At 55.3% G+C, this 16,596-nt stretch carries 15 protein-coding genes; 6 read left to right on the top strand and 9 right to left on the bottom strand.

The window, feature by feature from the left end:
* The first annotated feature begins 27 nt into the window (after window positions 1–27).
* Both M2Q46_RS03765 and M2Q46_RS03760 read left to right on the top strand, forming a co-directional pair.
* On the top strand, window positions 28–1,938 hold the full coding sequence (locus tag M2Q46_RS03765) for a S9 family peptidase (RefSeq protein WP_009453968.1): 1,911 nt from the start codon (window positions 28–30) through the stop codon (window positions 1,936–1,938).
* A gap of 60 nt (window positions 1,939–1,998) precedes the next feature.
* On the top strand, window positions 1,999–2,613 hold the full coding sequence (locus M2Q46_RS03760; protein ID WP_060185070.1) for a glutathione S-transferase family protein: 615 nt from the start codon (window positions 1,999–2,001) through the stop codon (window positions 2,611–2,613).
* A gap of 246 nt (window positions 2,614–2,859) precedes the next feature.
* Here the strand turns inward: M2Q46_RS03760 and M2Q46_RS03755 are convergent, their stop codons facing one another.
* From M2Q46_RS03755 to proC, 6 genes are all read right to left on the bottom strand, one after another.
* A complete protein-coding gene (locus M2Q46_RS03755; RefSeq protein ID WP_060185069.1) occupies window positions 2,860–3,561 on the bottom strand; it encodes an ABC transporter ATP-binding protein in 702 nt (233 codons plus the stop codon).
* On the bottom strand, window positions 3,562–4,326 hold the full coding sequence (gene livG / locus M2Q46_RS03750; RefSeq protein WP_035271558.1) for a high-affinity branched-chain amino acid ABC transporter ATP-binding protein LivG: 765 nt from the start codon (window positions 4,324–4,326) through the stop codon (window positions 3,562–3,564). It lies immediately after the preceding gene.
* Window positions 4,323–5,546, bottom strand: a complete 1,224-nt coding sequence (locus tag M2Q46_RS03745) for a high-affinity branched-chain amino acid ABC transporter permease LivM (protein ID WP_021446595.1) — start codon at window positions 5,544–5,546, stop codon at window positions 4,323–4,325. Before M2Q46_RS03745 ends, livG begins: the two co-directional genes overlap by 4 nt.
* On the bottom strand, window positions 5,546–6,475 hold the full coding sequence (gene livH / locus M2Q46_RS03740) for a high-affinity branched-chain amino acid ABC transporter permease LivH (RefSeq protein WP_009453959.1): 930 nt from the start codon (window positions 6,473–6,475) through the stop codon (window positions 5,546–5,548). The genes M2Q46_RS03745 and livH overlap by 1 nt, the downstream gene beginning before the upstream one ends.
* 104 nt (window positions 6,476–6,579) lie before the next feature.
* Window positions 6,580–7,701: a high-affinity branched-chain amino acid ABC transporter substrate-binding protein gene (locus M2Q46_RS03735; protein WP_009453957.1), complete on the bottom strand. Its 1,122-nt coding sequence runs from the start codon at window positions 7,699–7,701 to the stop codon at window positions 6,580–6,582.
* Window positions 7,702–8,035: 334 nt separating this feature from the next.
* Window positions 8,036–8,875, bottom strand: a complete 840-nt coding sequence (gene proC, locus M2Q46_RS03730) for a pyrroline-5-carboxylate reductase (RefSeq protein WP_239054260.1) — start codon at window positions 8,873–8,875, stop codon at window positions 8,036–8,038.
* Between the two features lie 178 nt (window positions 8,876–9,053).
* On the opposite strand from proC, the gene ugpB reads away from it, so the two are divergent.
* From ugpB to M2Q46_RS03710, 4 genes are all read left to right on the top strand, one after another.
* On the top strand, window positions 9,054–10,361 hold the full coding sequence (gene ugpB / locus M2Q46_RS03725) for a sn-glycerol-3-phosphate ABC transporter substrate-binding protein UgpB (protein WP_009453953.1): 1,308 nt from the start codon (window positions 9,054–9,056) through the stop codon (window positions 10,359–10,361).
* A gap of 180 nt (window positions 10,362–10,541) precedes the next feature.
* On the top strand, window positions 10,542–11,426 hold the full coding sequence (gene ugpA / locus M2Q46_RS03720; protein ID WP_009453951.1) for a sn-glycerol-3-phosphate ABC transporter permease UgpA: 885 nt from the start codon (window positions 10,542–10,544) through the stop codon (window positions 11,424–11,426).
* A 21-nt stretch (window positions 11,427–11,447) separates the two neighbouring features.
* Window positions 11,448–12,290: a sn-glycerol-3-phosphate ABC transporter permease UgpE gene (ugpE, locus tag M2Q46_RS03715; RefSeq protein ID WP_021446597.1), complete on the top strand. Its 843-nt coding sequence runs from the start codon at window positions 11,448–11,450 to the stop codon at window positions 12,288–12,290.
* Window positions 12,291–12,310: 20 nt separating this feature from the next.
* The gene (locus M2Q46_RS03710) at window positions 12,311–13,396 is read left to right on the top strand and encodes a sn-glycerol-3-phosphate import ATP-binding protein UgpC (RefSeq protein WP_021446598.1); all 1,086 of its coding nucleotides are present in this window, start codon (window positions 12,311–12,313) and stop codon (window positions 13,394–13,396) included.
* A gap of 88 nt (window positions 13,397–13,484) precedes the next feature.
* Here the strand turns inward: M2Q46_RS03710 and M2Q46_RS03705 are convergent, their stop codons facing one another.
* The 3 genes from M2Q46_RS03705 to M2Q46_RS03695 form a co-directional block, all read right to left on the bottom strand.
* The gene (locus M2Q46_RS03705) at window positions 13,485–14,609 is read right to left on the bottom strand and encodes a branched-chain amino acid ABC transporter substrate-binding protein (protein WP_026482583.1); all 1,125 of its coding nucleotides are present in this window, start codon (window positions 14,607–14,609) and stop codon (window positions 13,485–13,487) included.
* Between the two features lie 156 nt (window positions 14,610–14,765).
* Window positions 14,766–15,233, bottom strand: a complete 468-nt coding sequence (locus tag M2Q46_RS03700; protein ID WP_026482584.1) for a Dps family protein — start codon at window positions 15,231–15,233, stop codon at window positions 14,766–14,768.
* 392 nt (window positions 15,234–15,625) lie between these two features.
* The gene (locus M2Q46_RS03695; protein WP_009453943.1) at window positions 15,626–16,591 is read right to left on the bottom strand and encodes a LysR substrate-binding domain-containing protein; all 966 of its coding nucleotides are present in this window, start codon (window positions 16,589–16,591) and stop codon (window positions 15,626–15,628) included.
* Window positions 16,592–16,596: the final 5 nt, after the last annotated feature.

Genomic DNA, 16,596 nt, shown 5'->3' with positions numbered 1-16,596 from the left:
ATAACCCTGTTTTATAGGTTATTGCTTATGCTCTTGTCCCTCTTGCTCTCTTTGGGCGCCCACGCCCTGATACCGGATAACGTCGCGAGCACCACTCCCCCACTGTACGACATTCGGGACTTCTTTCAGAATCCCAAGCGTAGCGGTTTCCGGATTTCGGATCAGGGGCGCATGATCGGCTTTATGGAGCCCGTCAAGATCGACGGTCACCCCGCCCGTCAGAATATCTTTGTGCAAGAGTTAAAAGGCAGTGAGCCTGTGGGCGAGGCTCGCCGCGTCACCGCCGAACATCAGCGCGATATTGCCGAGTACTTCTGGAAAGGCGATGAAACCGTTATTTATGCCAAGGACGTCAATGGCGACGAGAACTATCACGTTCTGGCCGTAAACGTGCTGACTGGTAAAGTCACGGACCTGACGCCGCTGGAAGGCGTACGTGCCGGAGTGCAGGACGATTTGCCGGACGACCCGGAGCATATTCTGGTGTCGCACAACGGCCGTAATCCGGAAGTATTCGACGTCTACAAGGTCAATGTCCTGACCGGTGAAAGCACATTGGCGGCCGAGAACCCCGGTGATGTACTGGGCTGGAGCACAGACCACCAAGGTCGGGTGCGCATGGCGATTTCGATCTCGGGCGTGGATTCCGAACTGCGTTATCGCGACAGCGATTCCGAGCCGTTCCGCAGCATTTTGCAAACGGACTTCCGCACGGAAGTCAGCCCTCTCTTTTTTCATGCCGACAATCAGCGCTTCTACGCCTTGAGCAACCGTGGTCGTGACACCTTGGCCTTGGTCTTGATTGACCCTGCCAAGCCGGATGAAGAAGAAAAAATCTACGAATTACCCGATCACGATCTGATGGGAGCTGGCTATTCTCGCCTGCGTCAGGTGCTGACTTCGGTGGATTATTACACCGACAAACCCGGTCAGCATTTCTTTGACGAGCACAGCGAGAAAATCCACGCCGCCATCGCCCGCCAATTGCCGGGCTACGAGATCAGCATTCAGTCCATCACACGCGATGAAAAGAAAATGATTGTGGCCAGCTACAGCGATCGCAATCCAGGTTCACGCTACCTTTACGATGTGGACAGCAATAGCTTGCACAAACTGGCTGTAATCAACAGTGCCTTGCCTGAAAGCGATATGGCGGTCATGCACCCTATCGAATTTACGGCACGTGACGGCATGAAGATTCACGGCTACCTGAGCCTGCCTTTGGGTGTCCCCAGCCGTAATCTGCCTGTGGTCATCAACCCGCACGGCGGCCCGTGGGCGCGTGATTACTGGGGCTTTAACCCCGAGGTGCAGTTCCTGGCCAACCGTGGCTACGCCGTCTTGCAAATCAACTTCCGTAGTTCGACCGGCTATGGACGCAAGTTCTGGGAAGCGGGTTTCAAGCAATGGGGCTTGAGCATGCAGGACGACATTACCGATGGCGTTCAGTGGCTGATCGATCAAAAGATTGCTGACCCCAAGCGCATCGCTATTTACGGCGCCAGCTACGGTGGATACGCGACCTTGGCCGGTATCGTGAAAACCCCGGACTTGTACGCCGCAGCAGTGGACTATGTGGGCGTGTCCAACTTGCTGACCTTCATGAATACCATCCCGCCGTACTGGAAGCCTTTGCTGGTGAAAATGCACGCCATGGTAGGTGATCCGGAAAAGGATAAAGAGCTGCTGGAAGCCAACTCCCCCGTTTTACATGCCGACAAGATCCGCACTCCCTTATTTATCGCCCAGGGCGCACACGACCCACGGGTGAACAAGGCAGAAAGTGACCAGATGGTTGCCGCTTTGAAAGCGCGTGGTGTGGATGTGGAGTACATGGTCAAGGATAACGAAGGCCACGGCTTCCATAACGACGAGAACAAGTTCGAGTTTTACGAGCGCATGGAGCGCTTCCTGGCTCGCCACCTGCAGCCTCGATGATTTTGGAGTGGCGCGACAAGCTCGCGCCATTTGTTTATCGCACTTTTGGAAAGAGAACTTATGAAACTGTATTACATGACTGGTGCTTGTCCTTTGGTGACCCGCATTGCATTGGAGTGGATAGGCAAGCCGTTTGAATCCCAGCGCGTCAGCCGCGACGAGCTGCAGCAAGAAGAATTCCTGAAACTGAACCCCAACGGCGCTGTGCCTGTTCTGGTCGATGGTGATCTGGTTCTGACACAAAGCATCGCCATTCTGGAATACCTGAACGAGAAGAACCCGCAAGCCAATTTGATTGGCAGCACCATCGAACAACGCTTTGAAGCCCGCCGTTGGCTGGCCTTCCTGAACGCCGAAATCCACCGTAACGTGGGTGTGGTGTTCGGTACGCATCGCTACGCGGATCAGGAAGCGACCCAGGCCGAAGTCAAGGCCAAGACCGCTGCCTTGCTGACTAAGCAACTGGGCGTGATCGACAAGCACCTGGAAGGCAAAGAAACCCTGTCTGGTTCCTTGTCCGTGGCCGATGCCTACCTGTACGTGGTACTGCGCTGGGCTGCTCTGATGAAGCTGGACCTGTCGGGCATGAAGAACCTGAACGCTTTCTTTGCTCGCATGGAGCAGAACGAAGGTGTGAAGGCGGCACTGCGCGGCGAAGGCTTGTTGAAGGATTAAGTCGTTTCGCAGCTAGCGATATCAGGTTTCAGGGGATGCTGTCGTGTTCTGCTCCCCTGAAGCGTCCGGCAAGCATATCGACAGCTTTTAGTTCTGGTGCGAATGGCCTTGTTCTGACTTGTCACCCGAATAAAAACAACCTGAATCCAGCAAAAGCTGAGATTCAGGTTTTTTTCAAGCACGTAAATTAAAGCGTGCTTTAAATCGATGACGCTCTACCGCTTTGAGGCTGCATTCGCTGGCAGTCTAAGCCCCCAAATACGCCTTCCGAATATCCGGATTTGCCAGCAGATTGGCGCCGGTATCCTGCATCACTACCTTGCCGGTTTCCAGCACATAGCCACGGTCTGCAACTTGCAGGGCCTTATTGGCGTTTTGTTCTACCAGAAACACCGTCACGCCTTCATCGCGAATGGTACGGATGATGTCAAAGATCTGGGCGATGATCAGCGGGGCCAGGCCCAAGGTAGGTTCGTCCAGCAGCAGCAAGGACGGTTTGCTCATCAGTGCGCGACCGATGGCCAGCATTTGCTGCTCACCACCTGACATGGTTCCTGCTCGTTGCGTAGCGCGCTCTTTCAGGCGGGGGAACAGTTTGTAGACGTGGTCCTCTCCTTCGTCGATCTCGCTGCGGTTCAGAAAGAAACCGCCCATCTTCAGGTTTTCCGACACGGTCAGGTCTGGAAAGACGCGACGGCCTTCAGGAGAGATGGCGATGCCTTTGCGCATGATGCGGTGCGTATCGGCGTGGGTGATGTCCTCGCCCATGAAGCTGATGCTGCCCGAGCTGGCTCGGGGCGAGCCGCAAACGGTCATGAGCAAGGTGGTTTTGCCAGCGCCGTTCGCGCCAATCAGGGTGACGATCTCGCCCTGATTCACGTCCACGCTAACTTGATCCAGCGCCTGAATAGCGCCGTAATGGGTAGATACGGAGTCCAGCTTCAGCACTTATTCTTCCCCCAGATAGGCTTTGATGACGCGCGGATCATTGCGCACTTCTTCAGGCAGGCCGGTGGCAATGGGTTTGCCATATTCCATAACCAGGATCCGGTCTGATACGCCCATAACCAGGCTCATATCGTGCTCGATCAGCAGGACGGCCACGCCAAATTCGCGGCGCAGTTGGTCGATCAGGGCTTGCAGATCGCGTTTTTCTTGGGGATTCAGGCCCGCCGCAGGTTCGTCCAGCATCAGCAAGCGCGGCTGGGTGATCATGCAACGTGCAATTTCCAGGCGGCGCTGGTGGCCGTAGGCCAGGTTGCCCGCTTCACGGTTGGCCATATCGGTCAGGCCCATGAAGTCCAGCCATGTCACCGCACGCTCTTTAGCTTCCTTTTCGGATTGCTTGTAGCGTGACAGGTTCAGCAGACCGGACAAAAAGCCGGCCTTGAGCTGGCTGTGCTGGGCAACCAGCAGGTTCTCCAGCACCGTCAGCTTCTTGAACAGACGCACGTTCTGGAAGGTACGTACCAGGCCTTTTTGTGCCACCTTGTGGCTGGACAGGCCGTGAATGGGCTGGTCTTCCAGGGTGACGGAACCGGAAGTGGGTTTGTAAAAGCCGCCTACGCAGTTAAATACCGTGGTTTTACCGGCACCGTTGGGGCCGATGATGGCAAACACTTCGTCTTTAGCCACATCGAAGCTGACGGAATCCACCGCCAGCAAGCCACCAAAACGCATCGACAGATCGGATACTCGGAGTAATGGGCTCATGTACGCAACTCCACATGAGGACGTTGCACAGGCAGCAAGCCCTGTGGACGCCAAACCATCATGGCCACCATGACCAGACCAAAAATCAACATCCGATACTCCGCGAACTCTCGGGCCAATTCAGGGACCACTGTCAGCACAATGGCCGCCAGAATGACGCCGATTTGTGAACCCATACCACCCAGCACCACGATGGCCAGGATCAGGGCGGATTCAATAAAGGTGAAGGACTCTGGGTTGACCAGACCCTGACGGGCAGCAAAGAAAGCACCACCAAAACCGGCAAACATGGCACCCATGGTAAAGGCGGACAGTTTGATGGAAGTGGGGTTCAGGCCCAGCGAACGGCAAGCAATCTCGTCCTCGCGCAGGGCTTCCCAGGCACGGCCAATAGGCATGCGCACCACACGGCTGGAGACCAGCAAGGTGATCAGGGCCAAAGCCAGGGCCATCAAATACAGATACACCACCACGTCCTGGTTGCTGAAGGTCCAGCCCATCAGGTCGTGGAAGGTGGTCTGCCCTTCCGGTGCACGGCGTGCCATTGGGAAACCGAATACGGTTGGCTTGGGGATACCGGAGATGCCATCCGGGCCGCCGGTCAGGTCATACATATTGATGAGCAAGAGGCGAATGATTTCACCAAAACCCAGGGTGACGATAGCCAGATAGTCGCCGCGTAAGCGCAGCACGGGGAAACCCAGCAGAAAGCCGAACAGGGCCGCCATACCACCCGCTAATGGCAGTGCTTCCCAGAAGCCCCAGCCTGCGTAGTGATAGAGCAAGGCGTAAGTGTAGGCACCCACGGCGTAAAAGCCCACAAAACCCAGGTCCAGCAGGCCGGCAAAGCCCACCACGATATTCAGCCCCAGGCCCAGCATGATGTAGATCAGCACCAGGGTGGCAATATCCACCTGGGCACGACCACCAAAAAAGGGCCAGACCACGGCACAAGCGATCACGATGTACAGCAGGATCTTCTTGTGCTGCATGCTCAGTTTGGGCAGCGTCCAGCGGCTTTCACGTATCTTGGTGCGATTGACGTTAGGACGGATCAGCTGGACCACAAAGACCAGTGCCATACCGATAAGAATGATCTGCCAATCGCTTTCCAGATGGGTGTTCATCCCGGCGCGCACAATTTGCAGGCCAAAGACGGGAGCCACAATAATGCCTGCCAAGACAGCGGCGATAAATGCATTGCTAAAGCGGTTCATCATCAGACTTTCTCCACCTCGGGTTTACCCAGCAGGCCCGTTGGGCGGAACAGCAGGATAAAGACCAACAGTAAAAAGGCCACGATGTCCTTGTACTGCGACGAAATAAAGGCAGCGGCAAAGGTTTCTGCCAGACCCAGCAGGACACCGCCCAGCATGGCGCCCGGGATGCTGCCAATACCGCCCAGCACGGCTGCCGTAAAGGCCTTGATACCGGCAATAAAGCCGATGAAGGGGTTCAGCTTGCCAATGGCGGTGGCAATCAGCACGCCGCCCACGGCAGCCAGCATGGCGCCGATGACAAAGGTGAAGGAGATGATTTTATTGGTGTCGATACCCAGCAGGTTGGCCATGCGCAAGTCTTGTGAACATGCACGCGAGGCGCGACCCAGACGCGAGTACTTGATGTAGAGGCTGAGCATGATCATCAGCACCACGGTCACGACAATGATCATGACGCGTGAGTAAGGCGCCGTGACGGTAAAGCCGTCTGCGCCCAGGCTGAACTGAAAGGAGCCGGACAGCAAGGTAGGCACCGCCATATCGCGTGCGCCTTGGCCCAGGGCAACCCAGTTCTGCAAGAAAATGGACATACCAATGGCCGAGATCAGCGGGACCAGCCGAGGGCTGCCACGCAGCGGCGCATAGGCAACTTTTTCAATCGCATAGCCGTAAACCGCGGTTACCAGGATGGCAACCAGCAACATGATAAGAATGATCAGCCAGATGGGCAGACCCGAGCCTACGCCAATCGCAGTCAGGGTTACCAGCCCGACATAGGCGCCGATCATGTAGATCTCGCCGTGGGCAAAGTTAATCATTCCGATAATGCCATAGACCATTGTGTAGCCGATGGCGATCAGTGCATAAATAGCGCCCAAGGATAATCCATTGAACAGCTGCTGCACGATCTGAGGGAGTAAATCAGACATGCTTGTTTTTTTCCGTTGAGTCCGTCGTTTTGTTCTGAGGCTTTGTGGGCATCCAAAAGCAATGCCCCCGTTCTTCGTAAAGAGCGGGGGCACATAATCCAGTCTTATTTCTCAACTAGATCAAAGTTACCTTCTTTATCCCACTTGAAAACGGCAAATTCGAAATGCTTCAAATCACCCTTGGCGTCGTATTCTACCTTGCCAATGGCGGTATCGAACGCATTTGCGTGCATGTAGTCGGCTCCCTTGGCCGAATCTTCGCCTACCGCATTGATTGTATCGGCAATAATTTGCACGGCCGCGTAGGCCGGGAAGGTAAAGGCCCCGTTAGGATTGCGCTTGTATTTGCTGAAGTTTTCCATCACATCCTTGTTGGCCGGCATCTTGGTGAAGTCGGTTGGCAAGGTCACCAGCAAACCTTCCACTGCCGGACCGGCAATGGCGACCAGGTCGCGGTTGGCAACGCCTTCCGGACCCATGAAGGTGTTGGTCATGCCTTGTTCACGCGCCTGACGCAGCAGCAGACCCAGCTCGGCATGGTAACCACCGAAATAAATCAGATCGGGGTTCACGCCCTTGAGCTTGGTGATTACGGCCGAGTAATCGCTGTCACCGACGTTAATGCCCTCGTACATGACAATGTTCATGTTCTTTTTCTTGAGCGCGTCACGCACTTGCGTGGCAACACCGGAGCCGTAAGTCTGCTTGTCGTGCAGGACGGCAATGCTCTTGGGCTTGAGGACGTCAGCAATGTAGTCGGCCGCAAAGGGGCCTTGCTGGTCGTCACGACCAATGGTGCGGAAAAAGTAATGGGGCTTGATGGTGTCGGTGACCAGAGGCGAGGTCGCACCGGGAGTAATCGCCACAATGCCTTCCTGCTCGTAAATGTTCACGGCAGGCACCGTGGTTCCCGAGCACGCGTGGGCCACGGCGAATTTCGCGCCGGAGTTGACCACACGGTTGGCTGCAGGCACAGCCTGTTTGGGTTCGCACGCATCGTCAATCAGGACGGCTTCCAGCTTTTTGCCTTTGACACCCCCTGCTGCGTTAATCGCGTCAATTGCGGTCAATGCACCGGCCTGGATTTGGTCACCATATTGGGTGGAGGGACCAGTCATGGGTTGAGGGATACCAATTTTGATGGTGTCCGCCGCATAGGCGGTGCCCATGGCCAGTACGGTGGCCAAGGCGGTCAGAGCGGGGGTAAAGCGTCGAGTAAGGGTCATAGCAGCTGTCTCCCGAGGCCGGGGGTTCCCGGCATTGCTTTTTAGAAAGTGCTTATTCTGGGGTCTGGATAGGCATTGTTATGCTCCAGGGGAACCCATTTTGGGGGAGCCGCCTAAAACTTGTCACTTCGTATAAGCCCTAGCGCCCTGCTTATTTATTTTGAAAATAACGAGGCATTGTTAACAGGGTGTTTCCAAAACCCGCTCGCATACTAAAAGCCTTGTTTATAAAAGAAAAGAGGAGCTCCCTTGAGAACTCCCCTGCTCTTTGTTTTACTGCTTTTTTATTGCGCTATATCAATTTTTGACGATGCTATAGGGAGTAATCCGGGGATCAGGAAAACTCTTGGGCCAGCTCTCTGGCACGCACTTTGGCAGCATTGACTGCTTTTTGGACCAGGGGTGTAAAGCCGCCTTCGTTAAAGATATTCAGGGCGGCTGCCGTAGTCCCCCCTTTGGAGGTGACGCGCTCGCGCAAGACCGAGGGTTCTTCCGGCGACAAGGTGGCCAACTGGGTGGCGCCGTGCAGCGTTGCCAGGGACAGCTGGCGGGCCTGTTCTGGCGACAAACCTTGCTCGATACCGGCTTTGATCAAAGCTTCGATGAACAAAAACACGTAAGCTGGACCACTGCCTGAAACCGCCGTGACGGCATCAATGGCCGCATCATTTTCAACCCAGACCACTTCCCCCACGGATTTCAACAATTGCTGCGCAATGGCTTTATCGCTTTCATCCACTTGTTCCAGGGCCATCAGGCCAGTAATGCCACAACCAATAAAGGCCGGGGTATTGGGCATACAGCGGATTACACGCTGGTACGGCTGGCCGGGTTCGCCCAGCCATTGGGCCAGAGCGGTTGCCGGAATGCCAGCGGCCACGCTGATCACCAGGGTGTCCTCTTGCAGATAGGGTTTGCAGGCCAGTACGGTCTCTTTCATGACCTGGGGCTTGACGGCAAAAACCCAGATACGCTGCTTGGACAAGGCTGGGCCGGGTTCATACGCGGTTTGTACTCCCTGCTGGGCCCACGACTCCAGGGCGGGCGGGTAAATATCAATCGCCAAAACGTCCGAGCCGCCGCAGCGTTTCCCAATTAAACCAGCCGCCAAGGCGCTGGCCATATTGCCCGCGCCGATAAACGCCAGCTTAAAAGAGGTATCGTGTGGATTCATCATCGCTCCCATTAAAAATCTGTCCTCTGACACGTTTTCTTAGCGTTTGAGGGTAATTAGTCATTGCTTATATAACGCTGTCATGGATACATTCACGAGAGCGTCATAAACAAGTCATAAGCTTGAGTTTTAAAACCTGCTACACCTTAGCGGCACCTTTTATACAGGAGAAAGCCTGATGCGAACAAAACTATTTGCTCTGTCTCTAGCCGGTCTGATTGCTTCTATCGGCACTGCGCAAGCGGCCACAGAAATTCAGTTCTGGCATTCAATGGAAGGAGCCTTGGGCGAACGGGTTAATGCATTAGTCAAAGACTTTAACGCATCTCAGTCGGACTACCAGGTTAAAGCCTCGTATAAAGGCAACTATGGCGAGTCCATGAACGCCGGTGTCGCCGCTTTCCGTGCCGGTAATGCCCCCGATATTTTGCAAGTATTCGAGGTGGGGACTGCCACCATGATGGCCGCCAAGGGCGCCATTCAACCAGTTCAGGAAATGTCGGAGAAAGCGGGCAAACCTATCAACCCGGATGACTTTCTGGGTGCGGTTGCCGGCTACTACTCCTCCAATGAAGGCAAGCTGATTTCCATGCCTTTTAACAGCTCCACCCCGGTGCTGTACTACAACAAGGACGCCTTCAAGAAAGCTGGCCTGGATGCCGAGAAGCCGCCCAAGACCTGGCAGGAGCTGCACGAAGCCGCCAAGAAACTGCGTGAGTCCGGTCAAGAGTGTGGCTACACCTCTTCCTGGCCCTCCTGGATTCTGCTGGAGAACTTTGCTGCCTGGCACAACATCCCCTTTGCCAGCGAGAACAACGGCTTTGGCGGCCCCAGCGCTCGTCTGCAGCTGGATAACCCACTGTTCCTGAAGCACATGACTTTCCTGGCAAATATGTCCAAGGATGGTTCCTTCTCCTATGGTGGTCGTGGTGATACGGCCAACGCCCTGTTTACCAGCGGCAAGTGCGGCATGTTTACCGGCTCCAGCGGTAACCGCGCCAACATCATCAAAACCGGCGAATTTGAATTTGGCACCAGCAGCCTGCCCTACTACAGCGATGTACAAGGCGCGCCTCAGAACTCCATTATTGGTGGTGCTTCCCTGTGGGTCTTTGCCAAGAAATCGGATGATGTCTACAAGGGCGTGACCGAATTCTTCCACTTTATCTCCAGCCCTGAGCAAGCGGCGGCCTGGCACCAGGACACCGGCTATGTGCCTGTGACCAAAGCAGGCTTTGAAAAGACAAAGGACTCCGATTTCTACGCCAAGAACGTGGGCGCAGATGTTGCCGTCAAACAGCTGGACGCCAGCACCACCGAGAATTCGCGTGGCATTCGTCTGGGTTCCTTGCCACAGATTCGTGACATCGAAGATGGGGTGATGGAACAGATTTTTGCTGGCAAAGTCACCCCTGAAGAAGGTTTGAAAGCCATGCAAAGTCGTGGCAACGAACTGCTGGAGCGCTTTGAAAAGAGCGTGAAGTAAGCCCTGCCCGCCTTGCGCGGGTGGTTTACAATCGAGCGTATGAGTGTGCGGACGGCGTCTTGTCTTGGCCTCAGGCCGGCAAACTGTCACCATCTTGTCCAAGCCGCTCATACGCTTTTCGTTTCATTAGAAGTCTGTCCACCCTGATGGTGGCGCTCCCTTCCCATTGCGCGCAAACCTATGGAAAAACGTGTCGTCTTTCGTCATAAGACACTGCCCTATTTGCTACTTGCTCCGCAGCTAGCCATTACTCTGATCTTCTTTTTTCTGCCTGCCGGTCAAGCGCTGTGGCAGGCTTTTCATTTGGAAGACCCCTTTGGCCTGTCTTCGCAGTTTGTAGGCTTGGATAACTTTGCCGAGCTGTTCAATAGTGCAGAATATATGGCCTCGTTCAAGACGACGGCGGTATTTTCGCTCGCCGTGTCGGTGTTGGGACTGGTCGTGGCTTTGGTGCTGGCCGTGATGGCGAATCGAGTAATACGGGGCGCGCTGCTGTATCGCAGCTTGCTGATCTGGCCTTATGCCGTGGCAACGGCGGTGGCCGGGGTGTTGTGGTTGTTCCTGTTCTCCCCCTCTGTAGGGATTGTGGCCGTGTTCCTGCTGGAGCATGGCATTCAGTGGAATCCACGCTTGAATGGCAATGACGCCATGTTGCTGGTGGTGATTGCTTCGGTCTGGAAGCAGATCTCCTACAACTTTCTGTTTTTCCTGGCTGGCCTGCAAGCCATCCCGCGCTCCCTGATTGAAGCGGCCGCCATGGATGGTGCCGGTCCCATGCGCCGTTTCTGGGGCATTGTGTTTCCTTTGCTGGCCCCGACGACCTTCTTCCTGCTGGTCGTGAACATTATTTATGCCTTCTTTGACACCTTCGCCATTATTGACGTGGTCAGTCAGGGCGGGCCGGGTGAAGCCACCTCGATTCTGGTTTACCGGGTCTACAACACGGGTTTCCGTGGCCTGGATATTGGTTCTTCGGCAGCCCAGTCTGTGGTGCTGATGGCGGTGGTTGTGGCGCTGACGGTGATTCAGTTCCGCTATATTGATCGCAAAGTGACGTACAGCTGATGCGCAGCAAGGAACATAGTCATGGTTGAACGACGCCCTATTCTTGATTTTTTCACGCATCTGACCCTGATCCTGGGTGTGATCGTGATTGCTCTGCCCCTGTACATCACGTTTGTGGCTTCCACCCAGACCAGTGCGGAAGTGGCCCGTGCGCCCATGTCGCTCTGGCCGGGCTCGCACATGGTAGAGAACTACATCACCGCTTTGCAGGGTACGGCCACCAACTCCCCACCAGTGGGACGCATGTTGCTGGTCAGCATGGTGATGGCGCTGGGCATCGCGGTTGGCAAGATCATTATTTCCATGCTCTCGGCCTTTGCCGTGGTGTATTTCCGCTTCCCGTTCCGCATGCTGTTTTTCTGGATGATTTTCGTCACCCTGATGCTGCCGGTGGAAGTGCGCATTATGCCCACGTACAAGGTCGTGGCGGACCTACAGTTGCTGGACAGCTATGGGGGCCTGATCCTGCCCTTGATCGCTTCAGCAACCGCGACCTTCCTGTTTCGTCAGTTCTTTCTGACGGTGCCCGATGAATTGATCGAGGCCGCCCGTATTGATGGTGCCGGCCCGATGCGGTTTTTTAAAGATGTTCTGCTGCCCTTGTCCAAGACCAGCATTGCCGCTTTGTTTGTGATTCAGTTTATCTACGGCTGGAACCAGTATTTGTGGCCGCTGATCATTACCACCAAAGAGGATATGTACCCGATCGTGGTTGGTATCCGGCGCATGATTTCCGGTGGTGACAGCGTGACCGAGTGGAACGTGGTGATGGCAACGGCCCTTTTGGCCATGATCCCGCCTGCCCTGGTGGTGATGCTGATGCAAAAGTGGTTCGTCAAAGGTCTCATCGACTCTGAAAAGTAATTCTCTACAGGCTTTATTGAATGGCTAGCTTACGATTTGAAGGCGTCAAGAAAACCTACCCGAACGGGACGGTCGTTATTCACGGCATTGATGTGGACGTGAAGGATGGCGAGTTCGTGGTGATTGTGGGCCCCTCTGGATGCGGTAAATCGACCTTGATGCGTATGGTGGCGGGGCTGGAATCTGTCACGGCAGGTCAGGTGCTGATCGACGGCAAGGTCGTCAATGATCTGGAACCGGCTGAACGTGACATTGCCATGGTGTTTCAGAACTACGCGCTCTACCCTCATATGTCGGTCTTTGACAATATGGCGTATGGCTTGAAAATCCGTAAGTTTTCCAAGGATGAGATCAAGCAAAGGGTCAATGCCGCCGCTGCGATTTTGGAATTGGGTGCCCTGCTGGAACGCCGTCCTGGGCAACTGTCGGGTGGCCAGCGTCAGCGTGTTGCGATGGGCCGTGCGATTGTGCGTGAACCCAAGGTGTTCCTGTTTGACGAGCCCTTGTCCAATCTGGATGCCAAGCTGCGAGTGCAGATGCGTCTGGAAATTCAGAAACTGCATCGTCGCCTGAAAACCACCAGCCTGTATGTGACTCACGATCAAATTGAAGCCATGACCTTGGCCGAGCGCATGATTGTGATGAATCAGGGCATGCCTGAGCAAATCGGGACACCCGCCGAGGTATTCGAAAAGCCTGCTTCCGTTTTTGTGGCCACTTTCATTGGCTCACCGCCCATGAACTTGTTGCCAGTAGAGGTGGATGCACAAGGTCAGATCACGCAAGACAATGGCCAGCCCGTGCAGTTTGGCCCGGAAATGGTGCCCGCTGCGGTGCGTGGCCGCAAGGTGTTCCTGGGCATACGACCAGAACACATCCAGCTGCATGTGCCCGGTGTGACTACGCAGGTGGAAATGGTGGAAATTCTGGGTTCCGAGCAGTTACTGCATCTGGGTTGTGGCGACTATCGCATCATCGTGCGCTGCCCGATTGAGCAGACTCGCGAATATCCAATTCAAATTGGCGAGGCCATCCAGATTGGCTACATGCCACCCCACCCTTTGCATTGGTTCGACCGCGATACGGGTTTGCGTATCGAGGCCTGAGCAGCCTGCCTGAAGCAAGGTGCTCCAAGGCGATACATAATAAAAAACCGGCCCGAAGGCCGGTTTTTTTACGAGCAAGAATCAGGGATTACTTGCCGTAGACGGTTTTGGAACCGTCAGCGTGCCAGCTGAAGACGTCAAATTTGAAGTCGTTCAGGTCGCCCTGCTTGTTCCAGCTGATTTGACCGATAGGCGTTTTCACGCTGTTGGCGTGCAGGTAGTCGGCCACTTTGACTGGATCGTCCTCGCCAGCGCCCTTGATGCCTTCGGCAATCGCAATCGTGGCTGCGTAAGCGGAGAGCTGGAACGCGCCGCTAGGATCGCGCTTCTTGTCCTTGAAAGCCTGGACGATGGCCTGGTTGTCCGGATCTTGCGAGAAGTCCGCAGGCAAGGTCAGCAGCATGCCTTCAACGGCTTTGCCGGCAATGGCGTTAATGTCGGGGTTACCCACGCCTTCCGGTCCCATGAAGTGGACTTTCACGCCTTGCTCGGCGGCTTGACGCAGCAGCAGGCCCATTTCAGGGTGGTAGCCACCAAAGTACACGAAGTCCACGCCGGTGGATTTCAGCTTGGTGATGACGGCGGAGTAATCGCTGTCCCCCGCGTTAATGCCTTCAAACAGGGCAACTTCGGTACCGGCTTTTTGCAGTTCGGAACGAACCGAAGCGGCAATACCTTGGCCGTAGGACTGTTTGTCGTGCAGGACGGCAACTTTAGTGGGCTTGATCTGTTCCAGGATGAACTTGGCAGCGGCTGGACCTTGCTGATCGTCGCGACCAATGGTGCGCAGGATCATTTCGTAGCCTTTGCCGTCGGTAACAGCAGGTGCTGTTGCCGATGGAGTCACCATCAACACGCCTTCGTTGTTGTAGATATCGGTGGCCGCGATGGTAGCGCCCGAACAAACGTGACCGACAACATAGTGGATCTTGTCATTCACGATACGGTTGGCTGCGACGGGACCTTGCTTGGGTTCGCAGGCATCGTCAACAGTGACCAGTTCGAGCTGTTTGCCCAGAACGCCACCGGCAGCGTTGATCTGTTCGATGGCCGTATCGACGCCTTGTTTGACCATGTCACCGTATTGGGTAACCGAGCCTGTGAAAGGACCGGCCAGTGCAATACGGATGTTGTCAGCGTGAGCAGCACCGGACAAGAGCAGACCCGTTGCCAGGCTCATGGCCGCTGCAACAGGAGTGAAACGAATTTTCATAGAAAACACCTCCGTGAATATGCAGGAAAGCATACACCGATAACAGGGCTTTATGCCTGCCTGACGCCTGAATTCAGGGTTTTCTATAGGGGGAATAGGAAAGGCCACCGTTTGGTGGCCTTTTTTTATCGCTATTTGAGGGCGATAAGATGGAAATTACTGCAGCAGGCTACGCAGCATCCATGCATTTTTCTCGTGCACGTCCAGACGCTGGGTCAACAAGTCAGCGGTAGGCTGGTCGTCGGCCGAGTCGGCACGGTCAAAAGCGGTGCGTGCAGTACGAGCCAGCGCTTCGTTACCTTTGACCAGCAGTTCGATCATGGTGGTGGCATCCGGCACGGAAGCGGGCTGGGTGATGGAGGACAGCTTCTGGAATTCGGCATAGGTACCAGGGGCGTAGTGACCCAGGGCGCGGATACGCTCGGCGATGTCATCCAGGGCTTGCCACAGTTCGGTGTACTGCGTCATGAACAGCTCATGCAGAGTCTTGAACATAGGGCCGGTGACGTTCCAGTGGAAGTTGTGCGTCATCAGGTACACGGTGTAGGAGTCGGCCAGTACCTTGGACAACTCTTTAACTACAGCAGCACGGTCTGCCGTCGAAATACCGATATCAATTTTCAGAGCGCTGCTGGCGGCGCTGGCAGGAGCAGCGGGTTTGGCGGCGGCAACAGGCTTGGTCGCGGCAGGCTTGCGAGCAGCGGCTGGTTTGGCAGCTGGCTTGGCCGCAGGTTTAGCGGCCGCCTTGGCGGGAGCTTTGGCTGCGGTGGCAGGCTTTTTGGCGACGGCCTTTTTAGCGGTCACTTTTTTGGCGGGGGCCTTGGCGGCTGCCGGTTTTGGTTCAGCCTTTACATCGGCTGCAACTGCGACCTTGGTATCAGTGTTCGGGGCTTCTTCGGCCTTGCTGACCTTGGCGGTTTTACTGACTGCTTTCACGGCTTTTGCCATAGTGGACTCCTGTTGAACAGAGGGCTAAATAGGTACTGAAGCAGAATAACACGCAGTAGGTGTGCGATTTACGCTAGTTCAGGATACGGGAAATTGCTGTTGTATTCGACTTTTAAGTAGTTGACCCCAGCCAAGCCACTTTCCATGATCCCACGGGTCAAGGCGTCAATGGCCGACGTACGTGGAAAACTTTTGCGCCAGACCAAGGCAATGCGACGATCTGGAATGGGTTTCTTGAAGGGGACATAGGCCAGCAGTTCGTTGGCCTGGCCGGGGGCTGTCAGAGAGCTGGCAGGCAGGACAGTCAGACCGATGCCGGTGGCCACCATATGACGGATGGTTTCCAGTGAAGAGCCTTCAAAGGTGCGCTGTATGCCTTCACTGGACGCTGAAAAGCGCGATAGCTCCGGGCAAACATCCAGCACCTGGTCGCGGAAACAATGGCCGGCACCCAGCAGCAGCATGGTCTGATCTTTCAGCTGTTCGGGATCAATTTCCTTGCGCTTGGCCCAGGCGTGTTCATGGGGCATGGCCACCACAAAAGGCTCGTCGTACAGCTCGCGGATAACCAAGCCTGTTTCAGGCAAAGGCAGGGCCACAATGGCGCAATCAATCTCACCTTGGCGCAGCAATTCCAGCAGACGCACGGTAAAGTTTTCTTGCAATAAAAGTGGCATTTGCGGGGTCAGCTCAATCTGCTTGGGAACGAGCTTGGGCAGCAGGTACGGTGCCACGGTGTAAATAATGCCAACGCGCAAAGGGCCAGCCAAAGGATCGTGGCCCTGGCGGGCAATCTCGCGCAGGTTGGCGCCCTCTTCCAGCACTTTCTGTGCTTGGGTGACGATGCGCAGCCCAATGGGGGTAATAGCCACCTCGGGCCCGCCACGCTCGAAGATGACCACGCCTAATTCGTCTTCCAACTTCTTGATGGCCACCGACAGCGTCGGTTGGCTCACAAAGCAGGCTTCGGCAGCACGTCCAAAATGACGCTCGCGTGCTACGGCAACGATGTATTTCAGCTCGGTCAATGTCATGACAA

Source organism: Alcaligenes sp. YSL9 (assembly GCF_030515105.1).
Lineage (GTDB): Bacteria > Pseudomonadota > Gammaproteobacteria > Burkholderiales > Burkholderiaceae_B > Alcaligenes > Alcaligenes phenolicus.
Note: the sequence above shows the minus strand (reverse complement) of the source record. Positions and strands in the feature narration are given on the sequence as shown.